The sequence below is a fragment of the Nocardia sp. NPDC060249 genome, assembly GCF_042728755.1.
GTDB lineage: Bacteria > Actinomycetota > Actinomycetes > Mycobacteriales > Mycobacteriaceae > Nocardia.
Map to the genome: position 1 here is coordinate 334000 of NZ_JBHXAQ010000004.1, position 19798 is coordinate 353797.

A 19798-nucleotide genomic window follows, 5' to 3' on the forward strand; every position below is an offset into this window, starting at 1 on the left:
GGCAGGTAAGGTAACCTCGTTTCTCGTTGCGGTTCACTGCTCCGGCGGGGATCGAAATGAGTTCGGGCCTATAGCTCAGGCGGTTAGAGCGCTTCGCTGATAACGAAGAGGTCGGAGGTTCAAGTCCTCCTAGGCCCACTCCCGAACAGCACAGTAGGGTGGGAATCATGAAGATTGTCCTCATGGTCGGTGTTGTGATCGCCGTTCTCATCGGTGTCAGCAAATTCCGCAAGCGCGACGACGCAGACCTCTGGCGCGAGGTCACCACCCGCTGATTTCGGGTTGCCAACCGGTCGATGACCGGTAAGGGGCCTTAGCTCAATTGGCAGAGCACTGCCTTTGCAAGGCAGGGGTTAGGGGTTCGATTCCCCTAGGCTCCACATCTGTGAACGCTGTGTATTCTTCGAGCTTCGATTTTCTTCTCACCGCCACTCCCGCCGACGCCGTTTCGGCTGATTTCGCGGCGGACTGGGCGCGACACCGCACCAGGACGGCCGGGTTCGCGAGTTCGCTGGATCGGGCCGCGATCGCCGGATTCGACGGCGCGGGAACAGGTCCCGCTTTCCTCGGTGGTTATCAGGAAGCCCTGCACGCGCTGGTCCCCTCGCTCGATCCCGCCGAGCTCTCCTCGATGTGCGCGACCGAGGGCGCCGGTGCGCGACCGTCGACGATGACGACCACCGTGCGCGAGGACGGCACCGTCACCGGCACCAAATCCTTCGCCACGCTGGGCGCGTTCGCCGATCGCTTCCTGGTGATCGCCCGCTCCGGCACCCAGCCCGACGGCAGGCCGCTGCTGCGCGCCGTGCTCGTCCCCGCTGGTGCGTCCGCCGCGGTGACGCCGCTGCCCACGCTGCCGTTCGCCCCGGAGATCCCGCACGCGGAAGTCGTTTTCGACGCCGCGCCGGGCGAACTACTGCCCGGTGACGGCTATGCCGACTACCTGAAGCCGTTCCGGACGGTCGAGGACCTCCATGTGGTGGCCGCTGTGCTCGGTCAGCTCGTTCGGGTCGCCCGGCTAGCGCAGTGGCCCGCGGAGCCCGTAGAACAGCTGCTGGCGCTGTTTGCGGCGGTGCGTGGGGTCGGTGCCGAGGACCCGAGCTCCCCGGGTGTCCACATCGCGCTCGGGGGCATCTTCGATCGGCTGACCGGTCTGCGGACCGAACTGGAGCCGCTGTGGGCGCCGGTGGATCCGGAGGTCAGGAAGCGCTGGGAGCGTGATGCGCCGTTGCTCGGGGTCGCGGGCAAGGTCAGGGCGGCGCGGCTGGCGACCGCGTGGCGCGCGCTGGCCTGATCAGTTCGTTCTGGCGCGGTGTCAATCGATCCTGGTGAACGTGCCGAGGCCGCTCTGGTCGAAGTAGTCGATCGTCAGTGTGCCGTCGGCGAATCGAGCCGAGGTGACGCTGCCGGGTGGGGCGTTCTCACCGCTCAGGTCGAAGGCGAAGGTGTCGCCGTCCCAGTGGCGGAGTTGATAGGTCCGTTGCTCGGGGCCGATGGTCAGGCGCAGGCCGGTGTCGGTCGCGACGATCGCGGCGGGCCCCCAGTAGGCGCTGTCGTAAGTGCCCTCGTAGGTCGGTAGTGGCTGGGCGGGCGCCGGATTCGCCGGGGCGGGTTCGCCGGACAGGTCGCCTTCCGGATCGTCGATGGCGGCGAACGCGTCGCGGTACAGGCCGCGCCAGTCCTCGCGCACCTCGCCGAACTGCACCAGATCGGCGAACTCCGCGGTCAGCGTCTCCGGGATGCCGAGCGGCGCGGCGTTCGTCAGCGCGACGACGGCCACGTCGGCGGACGGGATCACCAGGAAGTTGGTCGCTGCGCCGAGGCCGAAGGCACCGGAATGACTGGTGGTGGTGCGCCCGGCGGCGGAGACCGACACGTTGAAGCCGTATCCGTAGCTGCCCGCCCGCGCGGTGGCGGACGTGGGCGGCGCCGAGACGATCTGGGGTGTGACGGCGGGCAGCAACGCTTCGGGTGGGGCGATGGTCGTCGCGCCTGCCGTGCCGTTACCGAGCAGCATCGTGAGCCAGCGGGCCATGTCGTTCACCGACGAGCTGGCGCCGCCCGCGGGGGACTGGGGGTCGGGGTCGCGCACGTAGCGGGCCACCCAGTCGCCGTCGAGGTTCACGTGTCCCACCGCGTGATTCGGCCGGGCGAGGAAATCGTCGAAACGCGAGCTGGTGTCGCGCATGCCGAGTGGCGTGTAGAGGGCGTCGGCCGACAGTTGGGCCCAATCCTTCCCGGCCGCCGCGGCCACGGATTCGGCGCCGGCGGTGAGCCCGAAGTTGGTGTAGTGGTAGGTGATCCGGAAGGGATCGAGAGGTTCCAGGCGCAGCTTGCCGAAGATCGCGGCCTGGTCGTAGCCGAGGTCTTCGAGCCGGTCGCCCGCGTGATCGGGCAGGCCGCTGCGGTGCGCGAACAGGTCGCCGACGGTGAGCTGGGCGGTGGTCGCGGGGTCGGCCAGCGCGAACGAGGGGAGGTGGGCGACCACGGGGGTCGTCCACTCGATCGTGTCCGCGCCGACCTGGTTGGCCACGACGGTCGCGGCGAGCGACTTCGACACCGAGGCGAGCTGGAAGACGGTGTCGGCGTCGACCTTGTCGGGAGCGCCTGCCTCGCGAACACCGAAACCCTTGGCGTACACGGTCTTTCCGCCGTGGACCACGGCGACAGCCATGCCGGGAATGCGGCTGGAGTCCATCAGCGAGCCCACCAGTTCGTCGAGCTGTCCGATGGCTTTGCCGACCGCGTCGGCGGGCAGGGCGACACCGGCGACTTGATTCGGGGGAACCTCGGCGGTGGCCGTTGTGGTGGTGTGCGTGTCGTCGGTGGATCCGCTACAACCAACGAGGATCGTCATCGATAAGACGACCCCGGCGATCGCACCGCGACCAGGCACCATTGGGCGACGATAACCCTGGTTGCCGGGTGATCGCCGGAACGTGGCCGGACTGTGACGCTCGGCGTCGCGGTGCGCTTCGGCTGTTCTGCCGAGCTGCGACCTTGCCGGAAAATGGGGAGCGGGCCTCGGCGAAGGGGGGGAGTTAGCCGAGGCCCGCGTAGGGTCGGCCCGGGGGGGAGGGGCCGACCTGAACGATCCTACGCGATACGCGCGGAATTCGTGTACGCGCACCGGGCGAGTTCGCGAGTTTTTTCGGGTGTCGGCGCGGGTGCCGGCGGTGGCCCGGGGTGTGGTGATCGGACGGTACGCGCTCCCGATACCTGACAGGTGTCTTACGAACCTCGGAATCGGCTGGTACGCAAGGTTTTACGGGGAATTGCCGGTGAACATGTTCTCGTCTCGCGGGTGGCGACCGCACAGCGAACAGGTGCTCTTGTTCGTGTCGGGAGACAGAAAATCAGTCCGATTCGCCGCGTGTCGCGACACTTCGGCATGTCGAACAATTGTGTACATCTGACACGCGGTCGCGCGGAAATTTCGGATGCGACTTGTCGGTGGGTAGGGCAATACTGGGCACAGCATCGCCAACCACGACTTCAGGAGAATCATGCCCGACGCAATCGTCGCCGAGGGTCTGGTCAAACGGTATGGGCAGCTCGTCGCCCTCGACGGACTCGACCTGTCCGTGCCGGAAGGTACCGTTACCGCGCTTCTCGGCCCCAACGGCGCGGGAAAGACCACGACTGTTCGCGTTCTCACCACTTTGCTGATACCCGACGAGGGCACCGCCACCGTCGCCGGTATCGACGTGCTCGACAACCCACAGGCCCTGCGTTCGCGCATCGGCGCCTCCGGCCAATATTCCGCGGTCGACGAATACCTCACCGGTTTCGAGAACCTCGAAATGGTCGGCAGGCTCTACCACCTCGGCACCCAGCGCAGTAAGGAGCGGGCCCGCGAACTGCTCGACCGCTTCCGCCTCAGCGACGCCGCCGACCGGCCGGTGAAGGGCTACTCGGGTGGTATGCGCAGGCGCCTCGACCTGGCGGGCGCCCTGGTGGCCAACCCGCCGGTGCTGTTCCTCGACGAGCCGACCACGGGTCTGGACCCGCGTGCCCGGCTCGACCTGTGGGACGTCATCGAAGAGCTGGTCGCCGGCGGCACCACCCTGCTGCTCACCACCCAGTACATGGACGAGGCCGACCGCCTCGCCGATTCGATCGCGGTGATCGACCACGGCAAGGTGATCGCCCGCGGCACCGCCGACGAACTCAAGGCCCTCGTCGGCGGCGACCGGATCGAACTCACCGTCGGCGCCGTCGACCAGCTCGCCGTCGCCCAGCAGGTGCTGACCGGACTCGCCGACGGCGAGATCCATCTCGAACCAGGCCTGCGCAAACTCATCGTGCCGGTCTCCGACGGGTCACAGGACCTGGTCGCCGCCATCGGCAGGCTCACCGAGCACAAGGTGGACATCAACGACGTCGCCCTGCGCAGACCCTCGCTCGACGACGTCTTCCTGACACTCACCGGGCACGAGGCCGAAGAACTCGTCAACGGTGATCGTGAGTCGGAGACCGTGGGCGCCGCGGAAGGAAATAACCGATGACCGTCACACTCGACAAAACCGAGCTGCATTCACCCAGCCTCGGCGAACGACTGTCGATGGTGGTGAGCGACAGCATCACCATCGCCAAACGCAACGTCATCAAGATCAAACGCGTGCCCGACGTGCTGATCTTCACGACCATGTCGCCGATCATGTTCGTGCTCCTGTTCGCCTACGTCTTCGGCTCGGCGATTTCGGTCCCCGGGCTCGAAGGTGGCTACCGTGAGTTCCTGATCGCCGGCATCTTCGCCCAGACAGTGGTGTTCGGCGCCACCTTCACCGGCGCGGGCCTGGCCGAAGACATGCAGAAAGGCATCATCGACCGGTTTCGGTCGCTGCCGATGGCGCCGTCGGCGGTGCTGGTCGGGCGCACGATCAGCGATGTGGTGATCAACATCGTCAGCCTGGTGGTGATGTCGCTGACCGGTCTGGTCGTCGGCTGGCGGATCCGCGGATCGTTCCTCGACGCGGTGCTGGCGTATGCGTTGATGCTGCTGTTCGCCTACGCGCTGTCGTGGATGATGGCCGTGGTCGGCCTGATCGTGCGCGCGCCGGAGGTGTTCAACAACGCCAGCTTCATGGTGATCTTCCCGCTGACATTCCTGTCCAACGCGTTCGTTCCGCTCGACAACATGCCTGCCCCGCTGCGGGTCTTCGCCGAATGGAATCCGGTCTCGGCGCTCACCCAGGCGGTGCGTGACCTGTTCGGCAACGTCAACCCGATGGCGCCGCCCTCGCAGGCGTGGCCGATGCAGCATCCGGTGATCACCACACTGGTGTGGATCGTAGTGATCCTGATCGTCTTCGTGCCGCTGGCTCAGATCCAGTACAAGAAGTCGGTCAGCCGCTGAGGAAGAGCCGGAACTAGTGCGCCGAGCCGTTGCGGGAATAGCCCAGACGCGGCGGCTCGGCGGCCGGTTCCGGCAATTGCGGGCGCTTGGCGCGAGCCAGGTAGGCCAGAGCGCCCGCTCCGGCGAGCGCGATCGACGCGAGCAATGGGTTACGAAGTTTCATTCGACCACTGTCCTTCATTCGACCACGTGGCACAAACGGATTCGGCGTGCCGCGTGGCACCATAACTGCGTGACCTCACCCAACCAGACGGCCGTGGCAACTCTGCACACCAACCACGGCGATATCAGGATCGCGCTCTTCGGTAACCACGCCCCGAAGACGGTGCGCAACTTCGTCGGTCTCGCCGACGGCACCGCGCCGTACTCCACCGTCAATGCCGGTGGGACGGAAAGTGGCCCGTTCTACGACGGCGCCGTCTTTCACCGGATCATCCCGGGGTTCATGATCCAGGGTGGCGATCCGACAGGCACCGGCCGTGGCGGGCCGGGCTTCGAGTTCGCCGACGAGTTCCACCCGGATCTGCGCTTCGACCGCGGCTATCTGCTCGCGATGGCGAATGCGGGCGCGGGTACCGAAACCAATGGTTCGCAGTTCTTCATCACCGTCGGTGCGCAGCCGCACCTCAACCGCAAGCACTCGATCTTCGGCGAGGTGGTCGACCCCGATTCGTGCAAGGTCGTCGACGCCATCGCCTCGGTGAAGACCGATCGCAATGATCGCCCCGAAGAGCCTGTCATCATCTCAGCAGTGACGATCGACTGATCAAGGCCACACACAGAACTCCCCGCCGCGGATCCTCGCGGCGGGGAGTTCTCTTTGCTTCACGTGAAACAACGTCAGTCGGTGGTCACCGAGGCGAAGCCGTTGACGACCAGGGCGTCGTACACGTCGTGGGGATTGGTGCCGAGGTCCCAGCGGCCGAAGATCAGCAATCGCTCGGTGTCCTCGTGGCGCACGTCGACCTCGAGCATCGCGGATTTGCGGCCGATGCGGCGGTAGGAGACCATCCGGATCCGGTCGATCCGGTCGAGTGGGTAGTTCTTCGGGCCGGTGAGCGTGCCGACCACCAGGCGCGGCGCGGGGCCGGGAACCATGGTGAGCCGGGGGCGCTGCCGGATACCGAGCACCGACATCGCCAGCACCGCGACCGCGGCGATGCCGATGAGCAGCCTGCTCGGGCCGTCCTGGGCGAGGATTGCCATCACGCCCAGCAGGATTCCGCCACCGCTGAGGGCGAGCAGACCTGCGATTGGGGTCGACCACGAGACGGGTTGTGCGTCGTTCACGCGGTTGTTCGCCCCTTCTATCCTCGAGTTGTGCACAGGGTTATCCACAGGTGTGCATGAATAACACCGGTGTAATCCGCTGCGATCAGCGCCACCGCATGGTCATGACCAGGCCGATGACCATCAGGCCGAACCCGATCAGGAAGTTCCAGGCGCCCAGATCGAGCATGAAGCCGATGTGGTCCTGCGCCAGGTAGTAGACGATCAGCCACACCAGGCCGGCGAGCATGAAGCCCAGCATGATCGCGACGTACCAGACCGGCGACGGCCCCGCTTTCACCTTCACCGGCGTGCGGCTGGCGGGGCTCGGGGTGTAATCGGCCTTCTTGCGGACCTTGGACTTGGGCATGACGTCCTCGAATTCGGAGTACAGGTAACTCCTAGGCTATCGCAACTCCCGTACCCTCGACGCATGCGTGTATTGGTCGTCGACAACTACGACAGCTTCGTGTTCAACCTGGTGCAGTACCTCGGCCAGCTTGGTGCCGACGTCGTGGTCTGGCGCAATGATGACCCCCGCCTCGACGATCTGGACAGCCTGCTCACCGTGGGGGACGACGGTGGAGCGTTCGACGGCGTGTTGGTGAGCCCCGGCCCCGGCAGCCCCGACCGGGCCGGTGCGAGCATCCCGCTCGTGCACGCGGCCGCCAGGCACAACAAGCCGCTGCTCGGCGTGTGTCTCGGGCACCAGGCGATCGGCGAGGCCTTCGGCGGCACCGTCGACCGCGCGCCCGAACTGCTGCACGGCAAGACCAGCGAGGTTTTCCATCTCGGGTCCGGCGTGTTGGCCGGTCTGCCCGACCCGTTCACCGCCACCCGCTACCACTCGCTCACGGTGCTCCCCGACACCATTCCCGAGGAACTGGTGGTCGTCGGCCACACCGAAAGCGGCATCGTGATGGCGATGCGCCACCGCACGCTGCCCATCCACGGTGTGCAGTTCCACCCCGAGTCCGTGCTCACCCAGGGCGGCCACCGGATGCTCGCCAACTGGCTGGAGGTCTGCGGCGAACGTCCGTCCGAGGCACTCGTCTCCGCGCTCGAGGCGGAGGTCGCCGCGCTGGTCACCCAGTGAGGCCATGGGTGCGGTTGTCGGTGGCGGCGAGTCTGGACGGCTATATCGACGACGCGAGCGCGCAGCGACTGCTGCTGTCGAACACCGCCGATTTCGATCGGGTCGATCAGATCCGCGCGGAGTCCGACGCGATCCTGATCGGTGCGCACACGCTGCGCACCGACAATCCCCGCCTGCTGGTGAACAGCGCCGAGCGCCGGGCCGCCCGGGTGTCGGCGGGCAAACCGGAGTTTCCGGTGAAGGTGACCGTCACCGATTCCGGTGAGCTCGATCCGGGGCTGCGCTTCTGGCACACCGGTGGCGACAAACTCGTCTACACCTCCGATGCGGGGGTGGCGCGGCTGGGCAACCGGCTCGACGGGCTCGCCGAGGTGGTCAGCCTCGGCGAGCGGCTCGCACTCGCGGCCCTCGTGGCCGACCTCGGCACGCGAGGTATCCACCGGCTGATGGTCGAAGGGGGCACCGGCATGCACACCGGCTTCCTCGCGGCCGACCTGGTCGACGAGATCCGCCTGGCGATCGCGCCGATCCTGGTCGGCGATCCGGCGGCGCCGCGCTTCGTCGGACCTGCGCAGTTTCCCGGTGGGGCCGGTCGCAGGCTGCACCTGGCGGGTGTGGAACAACTTGGGGATGTCGCTGTGCTGAACTACCTGGTCAGCCCCGATCCCCCACCCCTCAACTAACTGGTACCGCGAACAAAATCACTGCACTGACCTGGGAAAATTCAGTTGTCCACACTTCGCGGACAACTTTGCTCCACACCTGAACATGACCGATTCCACATCACGCCAGGGTTGTGGATAACTCGCCGACCACAGGGAAACGACATGGGCCACGACGACACCGACCACCGGTTCATGCACAGGGCGATAGAGCTCGCCAGGAACTGTCCGCCCAGCGAGACTGCCTATTCGGTCGGCGCCGTGATCGTCGCCGACGGGGTGGAGATCGCGACCGGCTTCTCCCGCGAAACCGACGAGAAGGTGCACGCCGAGGAGTCCGCGCTGAACAAGCTCGACCCCGACGACCCTCGCCTGACCAGGGCCACGATCTACAGCACCCTCGAACCGTGCTCCACCCGCGCCACCGCGACCCGGCTGCCGTGCACCGATCGCATTCTGGCCGCCGGTATCCCCACGGTGGTGATCGCCTGGCGTGAGCCGAGCCTGTTCGTCGCCGCCTGCGAGGGTGTGGACAAACTCCGCACCCATGGCGTGCGCGTGGTGGAGCTCACCGACCTGGCCACGGAGGCCATGTCGATGAACACCCACCTGGACCTGAGTTAGCTCAGGGCCGCCCGTAGATGGCGGTCACGAATTCGCCGAGCTGATTGTCGTCGAGGTGCCGGGCCAGATCGGCCTCGCTGATCATGCCGACCAGGCGCTTGTTCTCGATCACCGGCATCCGCTTCACCCGGTGCGATTCCATCTGGTCGAGCACGTCTTCCACATCGGCGTCCGCGCTGACCCACCGTGGCGTCGACTCGCAGAGTTCCGCCGCTGTCGTCAGATCAGGTGACAGACCGAGCGCGACGCACTTCACCACGATGTCGCGGTCGGTGATGATGCCGCACATGCGCTCGTCGTCATCGGCGACGACGATCGATCCGACCCCGAGATCGGCCATCGCCGTCGCCGCGGTCGATACGGTGTCACCACGGGTGATCCACTGCGCACCGGGCTTCATGATGTCCCTGGCTGTCGTCATAGGGGGCTACCTCCTCGTCAGCAACGCTGGATGGGATGAAAGCAGCCTCATTCTGCGCCCGCGCGGACGCGGCGGACGCGTTCGCCATCCAATCGAGACCTCAGCGCGGAATCGGCGACGCTCCCACGTGCAGCACGATGTTGCCGTTGATCGTCACCGAGGAACCCGCCGCGGGGCTCTGCCCGACGACCTTGCCCGAGGCACTGCCGTCGAGGGTGATCACCGTGGTCTGGCTGAGCTGGCCGGTCCACCCTTCGCCGCGCAGCCTTTCCTGCGCCTGCACCGGCGTGAGCCCGGTGAGATCGGGGACGGTGATGCGGTCACCGGCGGAGACATGGACCGTGATGGTGGAGCCCTTCTCCGCGTTGCTGCCGCCTGCCGGGTTCGTGGCGAGCACCTGGCCTTTCGGCAGTGAGGACTTCATTTCCTGGATATCGACCTTGAAACCGGCGGAATCCACCAGATTCGGCTGGGCGACGGAGATGTCCTGGCCGACCACGGACGGCACTCGCACCTCTTCCGGCCCGCCGCCGAGGGTGATGATGATCGGCTGATCGATATCGACCCGCACACCGGCACTCGGCTCCTGCGCGATCACCTTGTCGGTGTCCGCCGTACTCGACGGCTTGCGTGCCACATTCGGATCGAGTTGCAGCCCGAGCGAATTCAGCTGCCGCTCGGCGTCGGCCTGACTCATGCCGATCAGTCGCGGCAACTGCACCTGCGTCGGTCCGGTCGAGATCTGCAGCGTCACGGTGCTGCCCTCGTCGATGCGCGAACCGCCGAGCGGCTGAGTCGCGATCACATTGCCCGGCGCGACCTTGCCGTCCGGTTTCTCCTGCACGGCCACATAGAAACCGGCCTGCTGCAGTGCGGTCTGCGCCTGCTGGGCGGTCTTGCCCGACAGATCGGGGACGGCGACCTGATCGGCCCGGCTACCCGGACCGACCAGCACCCAGAACAGGCCGAACGCCACGGCGAGCGCGGCCGCGACACCGAGGGCGATCAGCCCGGTGCGGTTGCGTTCCTCGCCGTCGGGCCCGACCACAGGGTGCTCGGAGGTGTCGTCGCGGCGATCGTGAAAACTCCGCGGCCCCGGCTCGTCGTCGTAGTCGGTGCGGTCTTCCTCGTTCATCACCATCGGCGCGCTGGGCTTCTGCCCGCCGAGCACCCGGATCAGGTCGGCCCGCATCTCCGCGGCCGTCTGGTACCGGTTGGCCGGGTTCTTGGCCATCGCCTTGAGGATCACCGAATCGAGCTCACGCGGCACGCCGGGATTGACCGACGACGGCAGCGGCGGATCTTCCTTCACATGCTGGTAGGCGACCGCGACCGGCGAGTCACCGGTGAACGGCGGCTGCCCGGTGAGGATCTCGAAGAGCACACAGCCCACCGAGTACACGTCCGAGCGCGCGTCGACGGTCTCGCCGCGGGCCTGCTCGGGCGAGAGGTACTGGGCGGTGCCGATCACCGCGGCGGTCTGGGTCATCGGGTTGGCGCTGTCGGCGATCGCGCGCGCGATACCGAAGTCCATCACCTTCACCGCACCGGCACGGTTGATCATGATGTTGGCCGGCTTCATGTCGCGGTGCACGATCCCGGCCTTATGGCTGAAATCGAGCGCGGCGCACACATCGGCCACGACTTCCATCGCCTTGCGCGGCGCGAGCGGTCCCTTGCCGCGCACGATGTCGCGCAGGGTGTCGCCCTCGACGTATTCCATGACGATGTAGGGCAGCGGCCCACCGTCGACGGTGGCTTCGCCGGTGTCGTACACGGCCACGATGGCCGGGTGGTTCAGCGCGGCCGCGTTCTGGGCTTCGCGCTTGAACCGCAGGTAGAACGTGGGATCGCGGGCCAGATCGGCGCGCAGCACCTTGATCGCCACGTCGCGCGACAGCCGCACGTCGCGGGCGCGGTGCACCTCCGACATGCCGCCGAACCCGATGATCTCGCCCAGCTCGTACCGCGAGGAGAGATTCTTCGGGGTCGTCATGGTTGTCCTATGGTCGGGCCTACCGCCGTGTCGCTATCGGGGAACGGCAGGTCGAAGGTGGGCAGCCGGGGACGGCCGACGGTGGTGGTGCCTGCGGCCGGAGCCGTGGTGGTCGGCTCCGGTTTGGTCGGCTTCGGCGTGGTGGTCGGCTTGGTCTTGGTCGTGGTGGTGGTCGGCGGCGCCGTCGTGGTGGTCGGCGGCTCGGTGGTGGTGGTCGGCGGCTCGGTGGTCGTCGGCGGGCGTTGCGTGGTGGTCGGCGGTTCCTCGGTGATCACCGGCGGCGGCGGGACCGGCCGGGTAGTGGTCACCGGCGGCGGCAGCGGTCTGGTGGTCTGCACGGTGGTGGTCGTGGTTCCCGAATCCCGGTTCGGTTCACCACCGAACAGCAGCCACAGCACACCGCCGCCGAGCAGCAACGCGCCGACGCCGAGCGCGATCAGCCACTTCTGGTTGTTCTTGGCATTGCTCGCGGGCACCGGCGGCGGCGCGGAAGCCTGGGTGGCCGGACCGCTGTAGCCGCCGGTGGGCGGACCGACCGGACCGCCGGGCTGATGGCCGAAACGCATGGTCGCGCCGTCGTAGTCCGCCGCGGCCGCGGCGGCTGCTGCGGCGGGGAGCACCACCGTCGGGCCGGGTGGAAGTATCCGGGTGGCCCCGGTCATCGACGACGGACCGGTGGCGCCACCGGGGACCGGCGGCATGTGTCCGGCCCGCACCGCGGCCACGGCATCGGCGAACTCGCCGCCGCTGCTGTAGCGCTGCAGCGGGTCCTTGGCCATCGTGATGGCGATCAGTTCGTGCACGTTCGCCGGCAGATCGTCGGGCATCGGCGGCGGTGCGTCGCGCACGTGCTTCATCGCGACCGTGATCGCGCCTTCACCGGTGAACGGGCGGACGCCGGCCAGTGCTTCGTAGCCCACGATGCCGAGGGAGTAGACATCCGAGGCCGCGGTGGCGTCCTCGCCGACGGCCTGTTCGGGCGCGATGTACTGGGCGGTGCCCATCACCATGCCGGTCTTGGTCACCGGCGAGGCGTCGACCGCCTTGGCGATGCCGAAGTCGGTGATCTTCACCTGCCCGGTCGGCGTCACCAGGATGTTGCCCGGCTTCACGTCACGGTGCACCACACCGGCCGCGTGCGCGACCTCGAGTGCGCGCCCGGTCTGCTCGAGCATGTCCAGACCCTGGACGACCGAGAGCCTGCCCATCCGGTTGAGCACCGCGTTGAGCGGTTCGCCCTGCACGAGCTCCATCACCAGGTAGGCGGTCTCGCCGCCCGACGGGTCGGTGGTCTCGCCGTAGTCGTAGATGCCCGCGATTCCGGGCGCGTTGAGCTGCGCGGTGGTCCGCGCCTCGACACGGAACCGCGCACGGAAAGTCGGGTCGGCGGAGAACTCGGTCTTGAGGACCTTGACCGCCACCCGGCGATCGAGCCGGGTGTCCATCGCCTCCCACACCTGACCCATACCGCCCGTGGCGATGAGCCGTTGCAGCCGGTAGCGGTCGGCGATCATGGCGCCGTTGTTCAGCATCGGGGCCCCCGTGTTGTCACTCGCACACTCATTTCGTTCAGCCGCCTGCCAGGCCCGCGTCCAGTACCGACCTGGCGATCGGCGCGGCCACCGAACCTCCGGTGGCCGCCAGCGCCCGATCGCCGCCGTTCTCGACGATCACCGCGATGGCGATCTTCGGGTTCTGCGCGGGCGCGAAGGCCATATACCAGGCGTGTGGCGGGGTGTTACGGGGATTACTGCCGTGTTCGGCGGTTCCGGTCTTGGACGCGATCTGGTACGGCGACCGTCCACCGCCCGCGGTGTTGGCCTCCGAAGCAACCATCAGATCTGTCAGGGTCGACGCTACCTGGGGACTCACTGCCTGCCCGACGCTGACCGGTTTGGTCTTGCTGAGCTCCGACAGATCGGGCGCTTGGGTCTGGTCGACCAGGTACGGCTGCATCCGGGTGCCGCCGTTGGCGATGGTCGCGGCGATCACCGCGACATTGAGCGGCGTCACCGACACATCGCGCTGACCGATGCTCGACTGGCCGAGTGCGGCGTTGTCCGGGATCGGGCCGACGGTCGATTCGGCGACCGGGATCGGCACACCGGGCGGATCCTCGATGCCGATGCCGAACGCGGCGGCCTCGTCCTTGAGCTTGGCCGCGCCGACCTTCACGCCGAGCTCGACGAACGCGGTGTTGCACGAACGCCGGAACGCTTCGTAGAGGCTGGCCGTCGGCTGGTCACCGCAGGTGCTGCCGTTGTAGTTCTCCAGCGTGGTGCTGGTCCCGGGCAGGGTGATGTTGGGCGCGGCCGTGAACTGGTCGTTCGGGCCGGCGACCCCGTTGGACAGCGCGGCCGCGGTGACGACGGTCTTGAACGTCGACCCCGGCGGATAGGTCTGCGAGACGGCGCGATTGAGCATCGGCTGACTCGGATCGGTGCTCAGTCGTTCCCACGCCGCACGCCCCGCCGCGCCGTCGTGGCCCGACAGCTCGTTGGGGTCGTAGCTGGGCGTGGAGACCATGGTCAAGATCTTGCCGGTGCTCGGCTCGATCGCCACGACGGCGCCGGTGTAGCCCTTCGACGTCATCTGCTCGTAGGCGACCTGCTGCATCATCGGGTTCAGCGTGGTGAGCACGTTCGCGCCGCGCGGATCGCGCCCGGAGAACATGTCGATGAGCCGACGGCCGAACAGGCTCGAGTCGTTGCCCGAGAGCAGCGGATCCTCGGCCAGCTCGAGCCCGGTCTTGCCGTACTGCATCGAGTAGAAACCGGTGACCGGCGCGTACGCCGACGGGTCGGAGGGGTATTCGCGCAGGTACTTGTACCGGTCGTCGGTCGCGACGGACCCGGCGAGCACCGTGCCGCCCGCCGAGATCTGACCGCGCTGGCGCGAGTACTCGTCGAGCAGCACGCGCGAGTTGCGCGGATCGCTGCGCAGATCGTCGGCCTTGACCACCTGCAGGTAGGTCGCGTTCACGAGCAACGCCACCACCATCACCATCACGGCGACGGCGACGCGACGCAGAGGTGTGTTCATTCGCTCACCCTGCTTTCCGGCCTGCGCACCAGTTCCGTGGCCGCGTCCGCGATCGGGGCGGGCGCGCGCTTACGGGCCGGTGCCGGTGCGCGGGCCGCATCGGAGATCTTGATCAACAGCCCGAGCAGCGCGTAGTTCGCCAGCAGCGACGAACCGCCGTAGGAGATGAACGGCGTGGTCAGACCGGTGAGGGGAATCAGTTTGGTGACACCGCCGACGACCACGAAGATCTGGATCGCGATGGTGAACGACAGGCCTGCCGCGAGCAGCTTGCCGAAGCTGTCACGCACGGCCAGCGCGGTGCGCAGCCCACGCACGATGAAGATCAGGAACAGCATCAGCACCGCGGTGAGCCCGATCAGGCCCAGTTCCTCGCCGATCGTGGTGACGATGAAGTCGGTCTTGGCGAAGGGCACCTGCTGGGGCCGTCCGCTGCCGAGGCCGGTGCCCGCGAGCCCGCCGGTGGCGAACCCGAACATCGACTGGGAGATCTGGTATCCGGTGTTGTGGTAGTCGTCGAACGGGTGCAGCCAGGTGTCAACGCGCACGCGCACGTGCCCGAACAGCTCGTAGGCGAAGACGAATCCGAGCGCGAGCAGGCCGCCGCCGATGATCAGCCAGCCCACCCGTTCGGTGGCGATGTAGATCATCACCAGCACCGTGCCGAAGATGAGCAGCGAAGTGCCGAGGTCCTTTTCGAGCACGAGCACGCCGATGCAGACGATCCACACGATCAGGATCGGGCCCATATCGCGTGGTCGCGGCCACTCCATGCCGAGGAAGTGCTTGCCCGCCGCGGTGAACAGGTCACGCTTGGCCACCAGCACGCCCGCGAAGAAGATGATCAGCAGGATCTTCGCGAATTCGCCCGGCTGCATGCTGAATCCGGGCAGCCGGATCCAGATCTTGGCGCCGTTGACTTCGGAGAACCGGCTCGGCAACAGTGCCGGAATCGCCAGCGCGACCAGGCCTACCAGGCCTAGTGTGTAGGTGTAGCGCGCCAGCGTGCGGTAGTCCCGCAAGACGATGAGCAGGCTGATGAACACCACGATGCCGAGGCCGGTCCACATGATCTGCTGGTTGGCGTCGGGGGAGGGGACCGATGTCGCGTCGTACGCCGCCTTCTGCGCTTCGGCGAGATCGAGCCGGTGGATCAGCACCAGCCCCAATCCGTTGAGCAGCGCCACAATCGGTAGGAGGAGCGGGTCGGCGAACGGCGCGAACCGCCGCACCGCGAGATGGGCGATGCCGAACAGCGCGAGGAACGCCACCCCGTACTTGGCGATGTCGGTGGTGATCGACTGTTCCTGGCTCGCCTCGACGATGAACAACGACACCGTCGTGATACCCGCCGCGCCCGCCAGCAGCAGCAACTCCTGGTTGCGTCGCGTCGACGGCGGCGGCGCCGGCGCGAATCCACCAGGGGGACTGGGGAACGCCCCAGCCGACGGCGGTGGCGGTGCGGACATCAGTCCGTCACCCGGCAGTTCTCCCCTGAGATCTGCGGGGTTGTCGGGGGGACGGTGGTGGTCGGGGCAGGCGTGGTCGTGGTCGGTGTCGCGGGCTGGTCGGGGCCGGGTGTCGGTGCGCCACCGGGGATCACCGGGGTCTGCTCGGGCGGCAGCACGCCGGGCTGCGGCACCGATTCCTTCTTCGGGCACGGCGGCAGAAGCTCGTTCTGCGCCAGCACCTTCATGCTGCCGCGCGCCTTGTCCAGCGAATCCGGCGGCAGGCCCTTCTGCACCTGGTCGCGCCCGGTCTGCTTCAGGTCACTGACCATCAGCGGCTTGCACCCACTCGGCGCGGACTTGCCGACCTCGACGAGCGTGAGTTCGCTCTTGCTGTTCACACAGCCGGTCAGCTCCACATCGTGGATCGAGTAGCCGAGGATCGAACCGGGCAGGCCGCGCATCACGACCACCTTGTCGTTGTCGGCGCCCACGTAGTAGTTGCTGCGAATCATCTTGTAGCCCACCACGAGTCCGACGGCGACCGCGGCGATCAACGCCAGCGACAGCAGCAGCCAGCGCAGCTTGTGCGACTTCGTCTCCGGCGGCGGCGGTGCGGCGGCGGCCCGGCGCGGTTGCGCCCGCGGCGGACGCATGGCGGCGGCACGCCCGGCCGCGGTGTTCGGCGGCGGGGAGTCCTCCTCCTCTTCGGTGGAGGCGGCGCCGGCGAGAATCGGGTGGCTCTGCCCGTAGTCGAGGTCGATCACATCGGCGACGACAACGGTCACATTGTCCGGACCACCACTGCGCAGCGCCAGTTCGATGAGCCGGTCGGCGCACTCGTCGGTGTTGCCCTCGCGCATGGTGTTGCCGATGGTCTCGTCGCTCACCACATCCGAAAGTCCGTCGGAGCACAGAAGATAACGATCACCGGCGCGGGCCTCGCGCATGATCAGCGTCGGCTCGATCTCGTTGCCGGTGAGGGCACGCATGATCAGCGAACGCTGCGGGTGGGTGTGCGCCTGTTCGGCGGTGATCCGGCCCTCGTCGACCAGCGACTGCACGAACGTGTCGTCGCGGGTGATCTGGGCGAGTTCGCTGTCGCGCAGCAGGTAGGCACGCGAGTCGCCGATGTGGACCAGGCCGAGCTTGCGGCCCGCGAACAGGATGGCGGTGAGCGTGGTGCCCATGCCGTCGAGTTCGGGTTCGGCCTCCACGTGGTCGGCGATGGCGGCATTGCCGGAATGCGTGGCGTGGTCGAGCTTGCCGAGGATGTCGTCGCCCGGCTCGTCGTCGTCGAGATGCGCCAGCGCGGCGATCATCAACTGGGAGGCCACTTCTCCGGCGGCGTGGCCACCCATGCCGTCGGCCAGCGCTAGCAGGCGTGCGCCCGCGTAGACCGAATCTTCGTTGTTGCCCCGGACGAGTCCGCGGTCGCTTCGCGCGGTGTAGCGCAGAACAAGTGTCACGATCGCAGCTCGATCACTGTTTTGCCGACTCGCACAGCAGTGCCGAGCGGAACACGGACGGCGGTGGTGACTTTCGCGCGGTCTAGATATGTGCCGTTGGTGGAACCGAGGTCTTCCACGTACCAGTCGTCACCACGCTGAGACAGTCGCGCGTGCCTGGTCGAGGCGTAGTCGTCGGTGAGTACCAGCGTGGAATCGTCGGCGCGTCCGATGAGAACCGGTTGCGTGCCGAGGGTGATTCGAGTGCCGGCGAGTGAACCATGAGTCACCACTAGATACTTGGCGCCCTTCTGGCTTCGGCTGAAGGAGGGCAGTCCGATGGATCCGCGATTTCCGCGGGTTGCCCTCGGCTGTATCCGTATGCCGGATGCCGCGTAGATATCGCTGCGCAAGGTCCGCAGAACGGCCCAGACGAACAACCAGAGCAGCAGCAGGAACCCCGCGCGGGTCAATTGCAGGATCAATCCCTGCACGGCGTTCCACCTCCTGTTCGCCCGGGTACGTCGGTACGGCAGGTGCGGGGCGAACCACCCCCACCAGCGTGCTGGCTTGCGGGCCCCGAGGTCGGGACCGTGCGTGTAATGGCAGCATCATAGAGCCGACAGCGTCGACTCGTGACGTGCACCGCGCAGCTTACGGGATCAGACGATCCGGATCAGGATCTCGGAATGTCCGGCCCGGATGACGTCGCCATCGGCGAGCTGCCAATCCTGCACGGGGGAACCGTTGACGAGCGTTCCGTTGGTCGAACCCAGGTCCGAGAGCATGGCCGTCTGGCCGTCCCAGCGCACCTCGATATGGCGACGCGACACCCCCGTGTCGGGTAGCCGGAAATGGGCGTCCTGGCCGCGGCCGATGATGTTGGAGCCCTCGCGCAGCGCGTAGGTGCGGCCGCTGCCGTCGTCGAGCTGGAGCGTGGCCGAGTAGCTCGACTGGGCGGCGCCGTAGCCCGCGCCCTGCTGCTGGCCGTAGCCCTGCTGGCCGTAACCGGCGGCGGGCTGGGCGTAGCCGCCCTGCTCCTCCTGGCCGTAGGCGGGCTCGGCGTAACCGGGCTGCGCGCCGTATCCCTGCTGGCCGTAGCCCTGCTGCTGGGGTTCGGCGTAGCCCTGCTGGCCGTAGCCACCCTGCTGGTCGTAGCCCGGATCGGCGTAGCCCTGCTGGCCGTACCCACCCTGCTGGCCGTATCCACCCTGCTGGGGTTCGGCGTAGCCCTGCTGGCCGTAGCCACCCTGCTGGTCGTAGCCGGGCTCGGCGTAACCGCCTTGCGCGCCGTAGCCGCCCTGCTGGCTGTAGGCCTGCTGGCCGTACCCGCCCTGCTGGTCGTAACCGGGCTCGCCGTACGCGGGCGCGGCGCCGTAGCCACCCTGCTGGCCGTAGCCCTGCTGCGCGGGCGCGGCGGGGTCGTAGCCGTTCTGGTATTCGCCACCCTGCTGGCCGTACGCGTCGCCGTATCCGGGCTGCGCCTCGGGCGCGCCGTAGCCGCCACCGCGGCCGTAATCGTCGGCCGGGTAGGAAGCCCCTGGTGCGCCGGCGGGCGGCGGTGCGTACCCGCGGTTGCGTGGATCGGACTCCGCGGGCTCTCGGCTTGGCTCGTAGCCTGAGTTATGCGTCATGGGGCCAGCTCCTGGTTGCGGGTGTGCGGGTCGTTGTGGCGGTCCGGGGCGAGGCGGGGCCGTCCCGCGGCCGGCGTCGGGGTCGACGCGGCCGCTCGCTCTGAACATTCCGGTGTGCAGCGTAGGTGATGCCTCGAACGCCACGTGTACTTCGCCGTAGGTCTGCCAGCCCTGCTCGCGGATGTAATCCTGCAGATGTTTGGCGAACGCTTTGGTTGTCAGGTCGTGATCGGCGTCGAGCTTGCCGTGATCGGTTTCGTTGATCGTGATCACGTAACTGTTCGGGGCGAGACGGTGCCCGCCCTCCAGATCCTGGATCTGATCTGCGGCTTCCTGCTGCAGCGCGGCCTCCACCTCCTGGGGAACCACACTGCCGCCGAACACCCTCGCGAACACGTCACCGACGGCGCCCTGCAAGCGACGTTCGAATCTCGACACGATGCCCATCACAGCCCTCCCTTCGGTGCGCGTGTCCGCCCTCCTCGACACGCTGGTTACGGCGTGTCCGGACCCGACCACGTTCCTTGCATGATATCCACGATCCTCTACCTGGGTAACTCCCGGCGGCGTGACCCAGTTCCCGCGCCCTTTCAATCGGCATCGCCGCAGGTCAGGGAATCGATTTTATTTTCGGCCGCGGGGCATGTTAGATTTTTCCAGTCGCTCGGGCGAGTGGCGGAATGGCAGACGCGCTGGCTTCAGGTGCCAGTGTCCGTAAGGACGTGGGGGTTCAAGTCCCCCTTCGCCCACAAGACTAAAGGCTCGATCCTTCTGGATCGGGCCTTCGGTCGTTTCCGGG

20 protein-coding genes and 3 tRNA genes are annotated in these 19798 nt (G+C 67.4%); 11 read left to right on the top strand and 12 right to left on the bottom strand.

Annotation, left to right across the window (positions count from 1 at the left end; translation table 11 throughout):
- Window positions 1-64 precede the first annotated feature (64 nt).
- The 4 genes from ACFWFP_RS18455 to ACFWFP_RS18470 all read left to right on the top strand — a co-directional run bounded on the left by ACFWFP_RS18455 (window position 65) and on the right by ACFWFP_RS18470 (window position 1294).
- Window positions 65-138, top strand: a tRNA-Ile gene (locus ACFWFP_RS18455).
- Window positions 139-167: 29 nt separating this feature from the next.
- Window positions 168-275, top strand: a complete 108-nt coding sequence (locus ACFWFP_RS18460) for a DLW-39 family protein (protein ID WP_211300361.1) — start codon at window positions 168-170, stop codon at window positions 273-275.
- Between the two features lie 32 nt (window positions 276-307).
- Window positions 308-380: transfer RNA gene (locus tag ACFWFP_RS18465), tRNA-Ala, on the top strand.
- A gap of 5 nt (window positions 381-385) precedes the next feature.
- Window positions 386-1294 carry an acyl-CoA dehydrogenase gene (locus ACFWFP_RS18470; protein ID WP_379296499.1) on the top strand — a complete coding sequence of 303 codons (909 nt, stop codon included), beginning with the start codon at window positions 386-388 and terminating at the stop codon, window positions 1292-1294.
- Window positions 1295-1315: 21 nt separating this feature from the next.
- Here ACFWFP_RS18470 and ACFWFP_RS18475 read toward each other — a convergent pair whose 3' ends face one another.
- Window positions 1316-2899 carry a serine hydrolase domain-containing protein gene (locus tag ACFWFP_RS18475; protein WP_379296501.1) on the bottom strand — a complete coding sequence of 528 codons (1584 nt, stop codon included), beginning with the start codon at window positions 2897-2899 and terminating at the stop codon, window positions 1316-1318.
- 607 nt (window positions 2900-3506) lie between these two features.
- Here ACFWFP_RS18475 and ACFWFP_RS18480 point away from each other — a divergent pair.
- On the top strand, window positions 3507-4508 hold the full coding sequence (locus ACFWFP_RS18480; protein WP_379296503.1) for an ATP-binding cassette domain-containing protein: 1002 nt from the start codon (window positions 3507-3509) through the stop codon (window positions 4506-4508).
- Window positions 4505-5359, top strand: a complete 855-nt coding sequence (locus ACFWFP_RS18485) for an ABC transporter permease (RefSeq protein WP_379296504.1) — start codon at window positions 4505-4507, stop codon at window positions 5357-5359. Before ACFWFP_RS18480 ends, ACFWFP_RS18485 begins: the two co-directional genes overlap by 4 nt.
- Window positions 5360-5372: 13 nt before the next feature.
- Here the strand turns inward: ACFWFP_RS18485 and ACFWFP_RS18490 are convergent, their stop codons facing one another.
- Window positions 5373-5522 (bottom strand): hypothetical protein, encoded by a 150-nt coding sequence (locus ACFWFP_RS18490; protein ID WP_170112099.1) that lies wholly within the window; start codon window positions 5520-5522, stop codon window positions 5373-5375.
- 69 nt (window positions 5523-5591) lie between these two features.
- Here ACFWFP_RS18490 and ACFWFP_RS18495 point away from each other — a divergent pair, with 69 nt between their 5' ends.
- The gene (locus ACFWFP_RS18495; protein WP_379296506.1) at window positions 5592-6125 is read left to right on the top strand and encodes a peptidylprolyl isomerase; all 534 of its coding nucleotides are present in this window, start codon (window positions 5592-5594) and stop codon (window positions 6123-6125) included.
- Window positions 6126-6199: 74 nt separating this feature from the next.
- On the opposite strand, the gene ACFWFP_RS18500 is transcribed toward ACFWFP_RS18495, so the two are convergent.
- Together ACFWFP_RS18500 and crgA are read right to left on the bottom strand one after the other, a co-directional pair.
- The gene (locus tag ACFWFP_RS18500; protein ID WP_379296508.1) at window positions 6200-6649 is read right to left on the bottom strand and encodes a PH domain-containing protein; all 450 of its coding nucleotides are present in this window, start codon (window positions 6647-6649) and stop codon (window positions 6200-6202) included.
- Window positions 6650-6734: 85 nt separating this feature from the next.
- Entirely contained in the window at window positions 6735-6998 is a 264-nt protein-coding gene (gene crgA / locus ACFWFP_RS18505; RefSeq protein ID WP_378634580.1) for a cell division protein CrgA, read from the bottom strand.
- A 63-nt stretch (window positions 6999-7061) separates the two neighbouring features.
- Between crgA and ACFWFP_RS18510 the strand changes: the two genes are divergently transcribed.
- The 3 genes from ACFWFP_RS18510 to ACFWFP_RS18520 all read left to right on the top strand — a co-directional run bounded on the left by ACFWFP_RS18510 (window position 7062) and on the right by ACFWFP_RS18520 (window position 9010).
- A complete protein-coding gene (locus ACFWFP_RS18510; RefSeq protein ID WP_379296510.1) occupies window positions 7062-7724 on the top strand; it encodes an aminodeoxychorismate/anthranilate synthase component II in 663 nt (220 codons plus the stop codon).
- Window positions 7725-7732: 8 nt separating this feature from the next.
- A complete protein-coding gene (locus ACFWFP_RS18515) occupies window positions 7733-8407 on the top strand; it encodes a RibD family protein (RefSeq protein WP_379296512.1) in 675 nt (224 codons plus the stop codon).
- A gap of 144 nt (window positions 8408-8551) precedes the next feature.
- Window positions 8552-9010, top strand: coding sequence for a deaminase (locus ACFWFP_RS18520; RefSeq protein WP_379296514.1), 459 nt, complete (start codon window positions 8552-8554; stop codon window positions 9008-9010).
- Window position 9011: 1 nt separating this feature from the next.
- On the opposite strand, the gene ACFWFP_RS18525 is transcribed toward ACFWFP_RS18520, so the two are convergent.
- The 8 genes from ACFWFP_RS18525 to ACFWFP_RS18560 form a co-directional block, all read right to left on the bottom strand.
- Entirely contained in the window at window positions 9012-9431 is a 420-nt protein-coding gene (locus tag ACFWFP_RS18525) for a CBS domain-containing protein (protein WP_101465046.1), read from the bottom strand.
- Between the two features lie 100 nt (window positions 9432-9531).
- Window positions 9532-11427 carry a Stk1 family PASTA domain-containing Ser/Thr kinase gene (gene pknB / locus ACFWFP_RS18530; RefSeq protein WP_379296516.1) on the bottom strand — a complete coding sequence of 632 codons (1896 nt, stop codon included), beginning with the start codon at window positions 11425-11427 and terminating at the stop codon, window positions 9532-9534.
- Window positions 11424-12959, bottom strand: a complete 1536-nt coding sequence (locus ACFWFP_RS18535; RefSeq protein WP_379296518.1) for a protein kinase — start codon at window positions 12957-12959, stop codon at window positions 11424-11426. The genes pknB and ACFWFP_RS18535 overlap by 4 nt, the downstream gene beginning before the upstream one ends.
- Before the next feature lie 37 nt (window positions 12960-12996).
- A complete protein-coding gene (locus tag ACFWFP_RS18540) occupies window positions 12997-14469 on the bottom strand; it encodes a peptidoglycan D,D-transpeptidase FtsI family protein (protein WP_379296520.1) in 1473 nt (490 codons plus the stop codon).
- Window positions 14466-15938: an FtsW/RodA/SpoVE family cell cycle protein gene (locus ACFWFP_RS18545; RefSeq protein WP_378634561.1), complete on the bottom strand. Its 1473-nt coding sequence runs from the start codon at window positions 15936-15938 to the stop codon at window positions 14466-14468. Before ACFWFP_RS18545 ends, ACFWFP_RS18540 begins: the two co-directional genes overlap by 4 nt.
- A complete protein-coding gene (locus tag ACFWFP_RS18550) occupies window positions 15938-17386 on the bottom strand; it encodes a PP2C family protein-serine/threonine phosphatase (protein WP_379296522.1) in 1449 nt (482 codons plus the stop codon). Before ACFWFP_RS18550 ends, ACFWFP_RS18545 begins: the two co-directional genes overlap by 1 nt.
- Entirely contained in the window at window positions 17383-17859 is a 477-nt protein-coding gene (locus ACFWFP_RS18555) for an FHA domain-containing protein (RefSeq protein ID WP_379296524.1), read from the bottom strand. Before ACFWFP_RS18555 ends, ACFWFP_RS18550 begins: the two co-directional genes overlap by 4 nt.
- Window positions 17860-18027: 168 nt before the next feature.
- Complete coding sequence (locus ACFWFP_RS18560; RefSeq protein WP_379296526.1) at window positions 18028-19446, bottom strand: DUF3662 and FHA domain-containing protein; 1419 nt, start codon at window positions 19444-19446, stop codon at window positions 18028-18030.
- A 219-nt stretch (window positions 19447-19665) separates the two neighbouring features.
- Between ACFWFP_RS18560 and ACFWFP_RS18565 the strand changes: the two genes are divergently transcribed.
- Window positions 19666-19748: transfer RNA gene (locus ACFWFP_RS18565), tRNA-Leu, on the top strand.
- The last annotated feature ends 50 nt before the right edge of the window (window positions 19749-19798 follow it).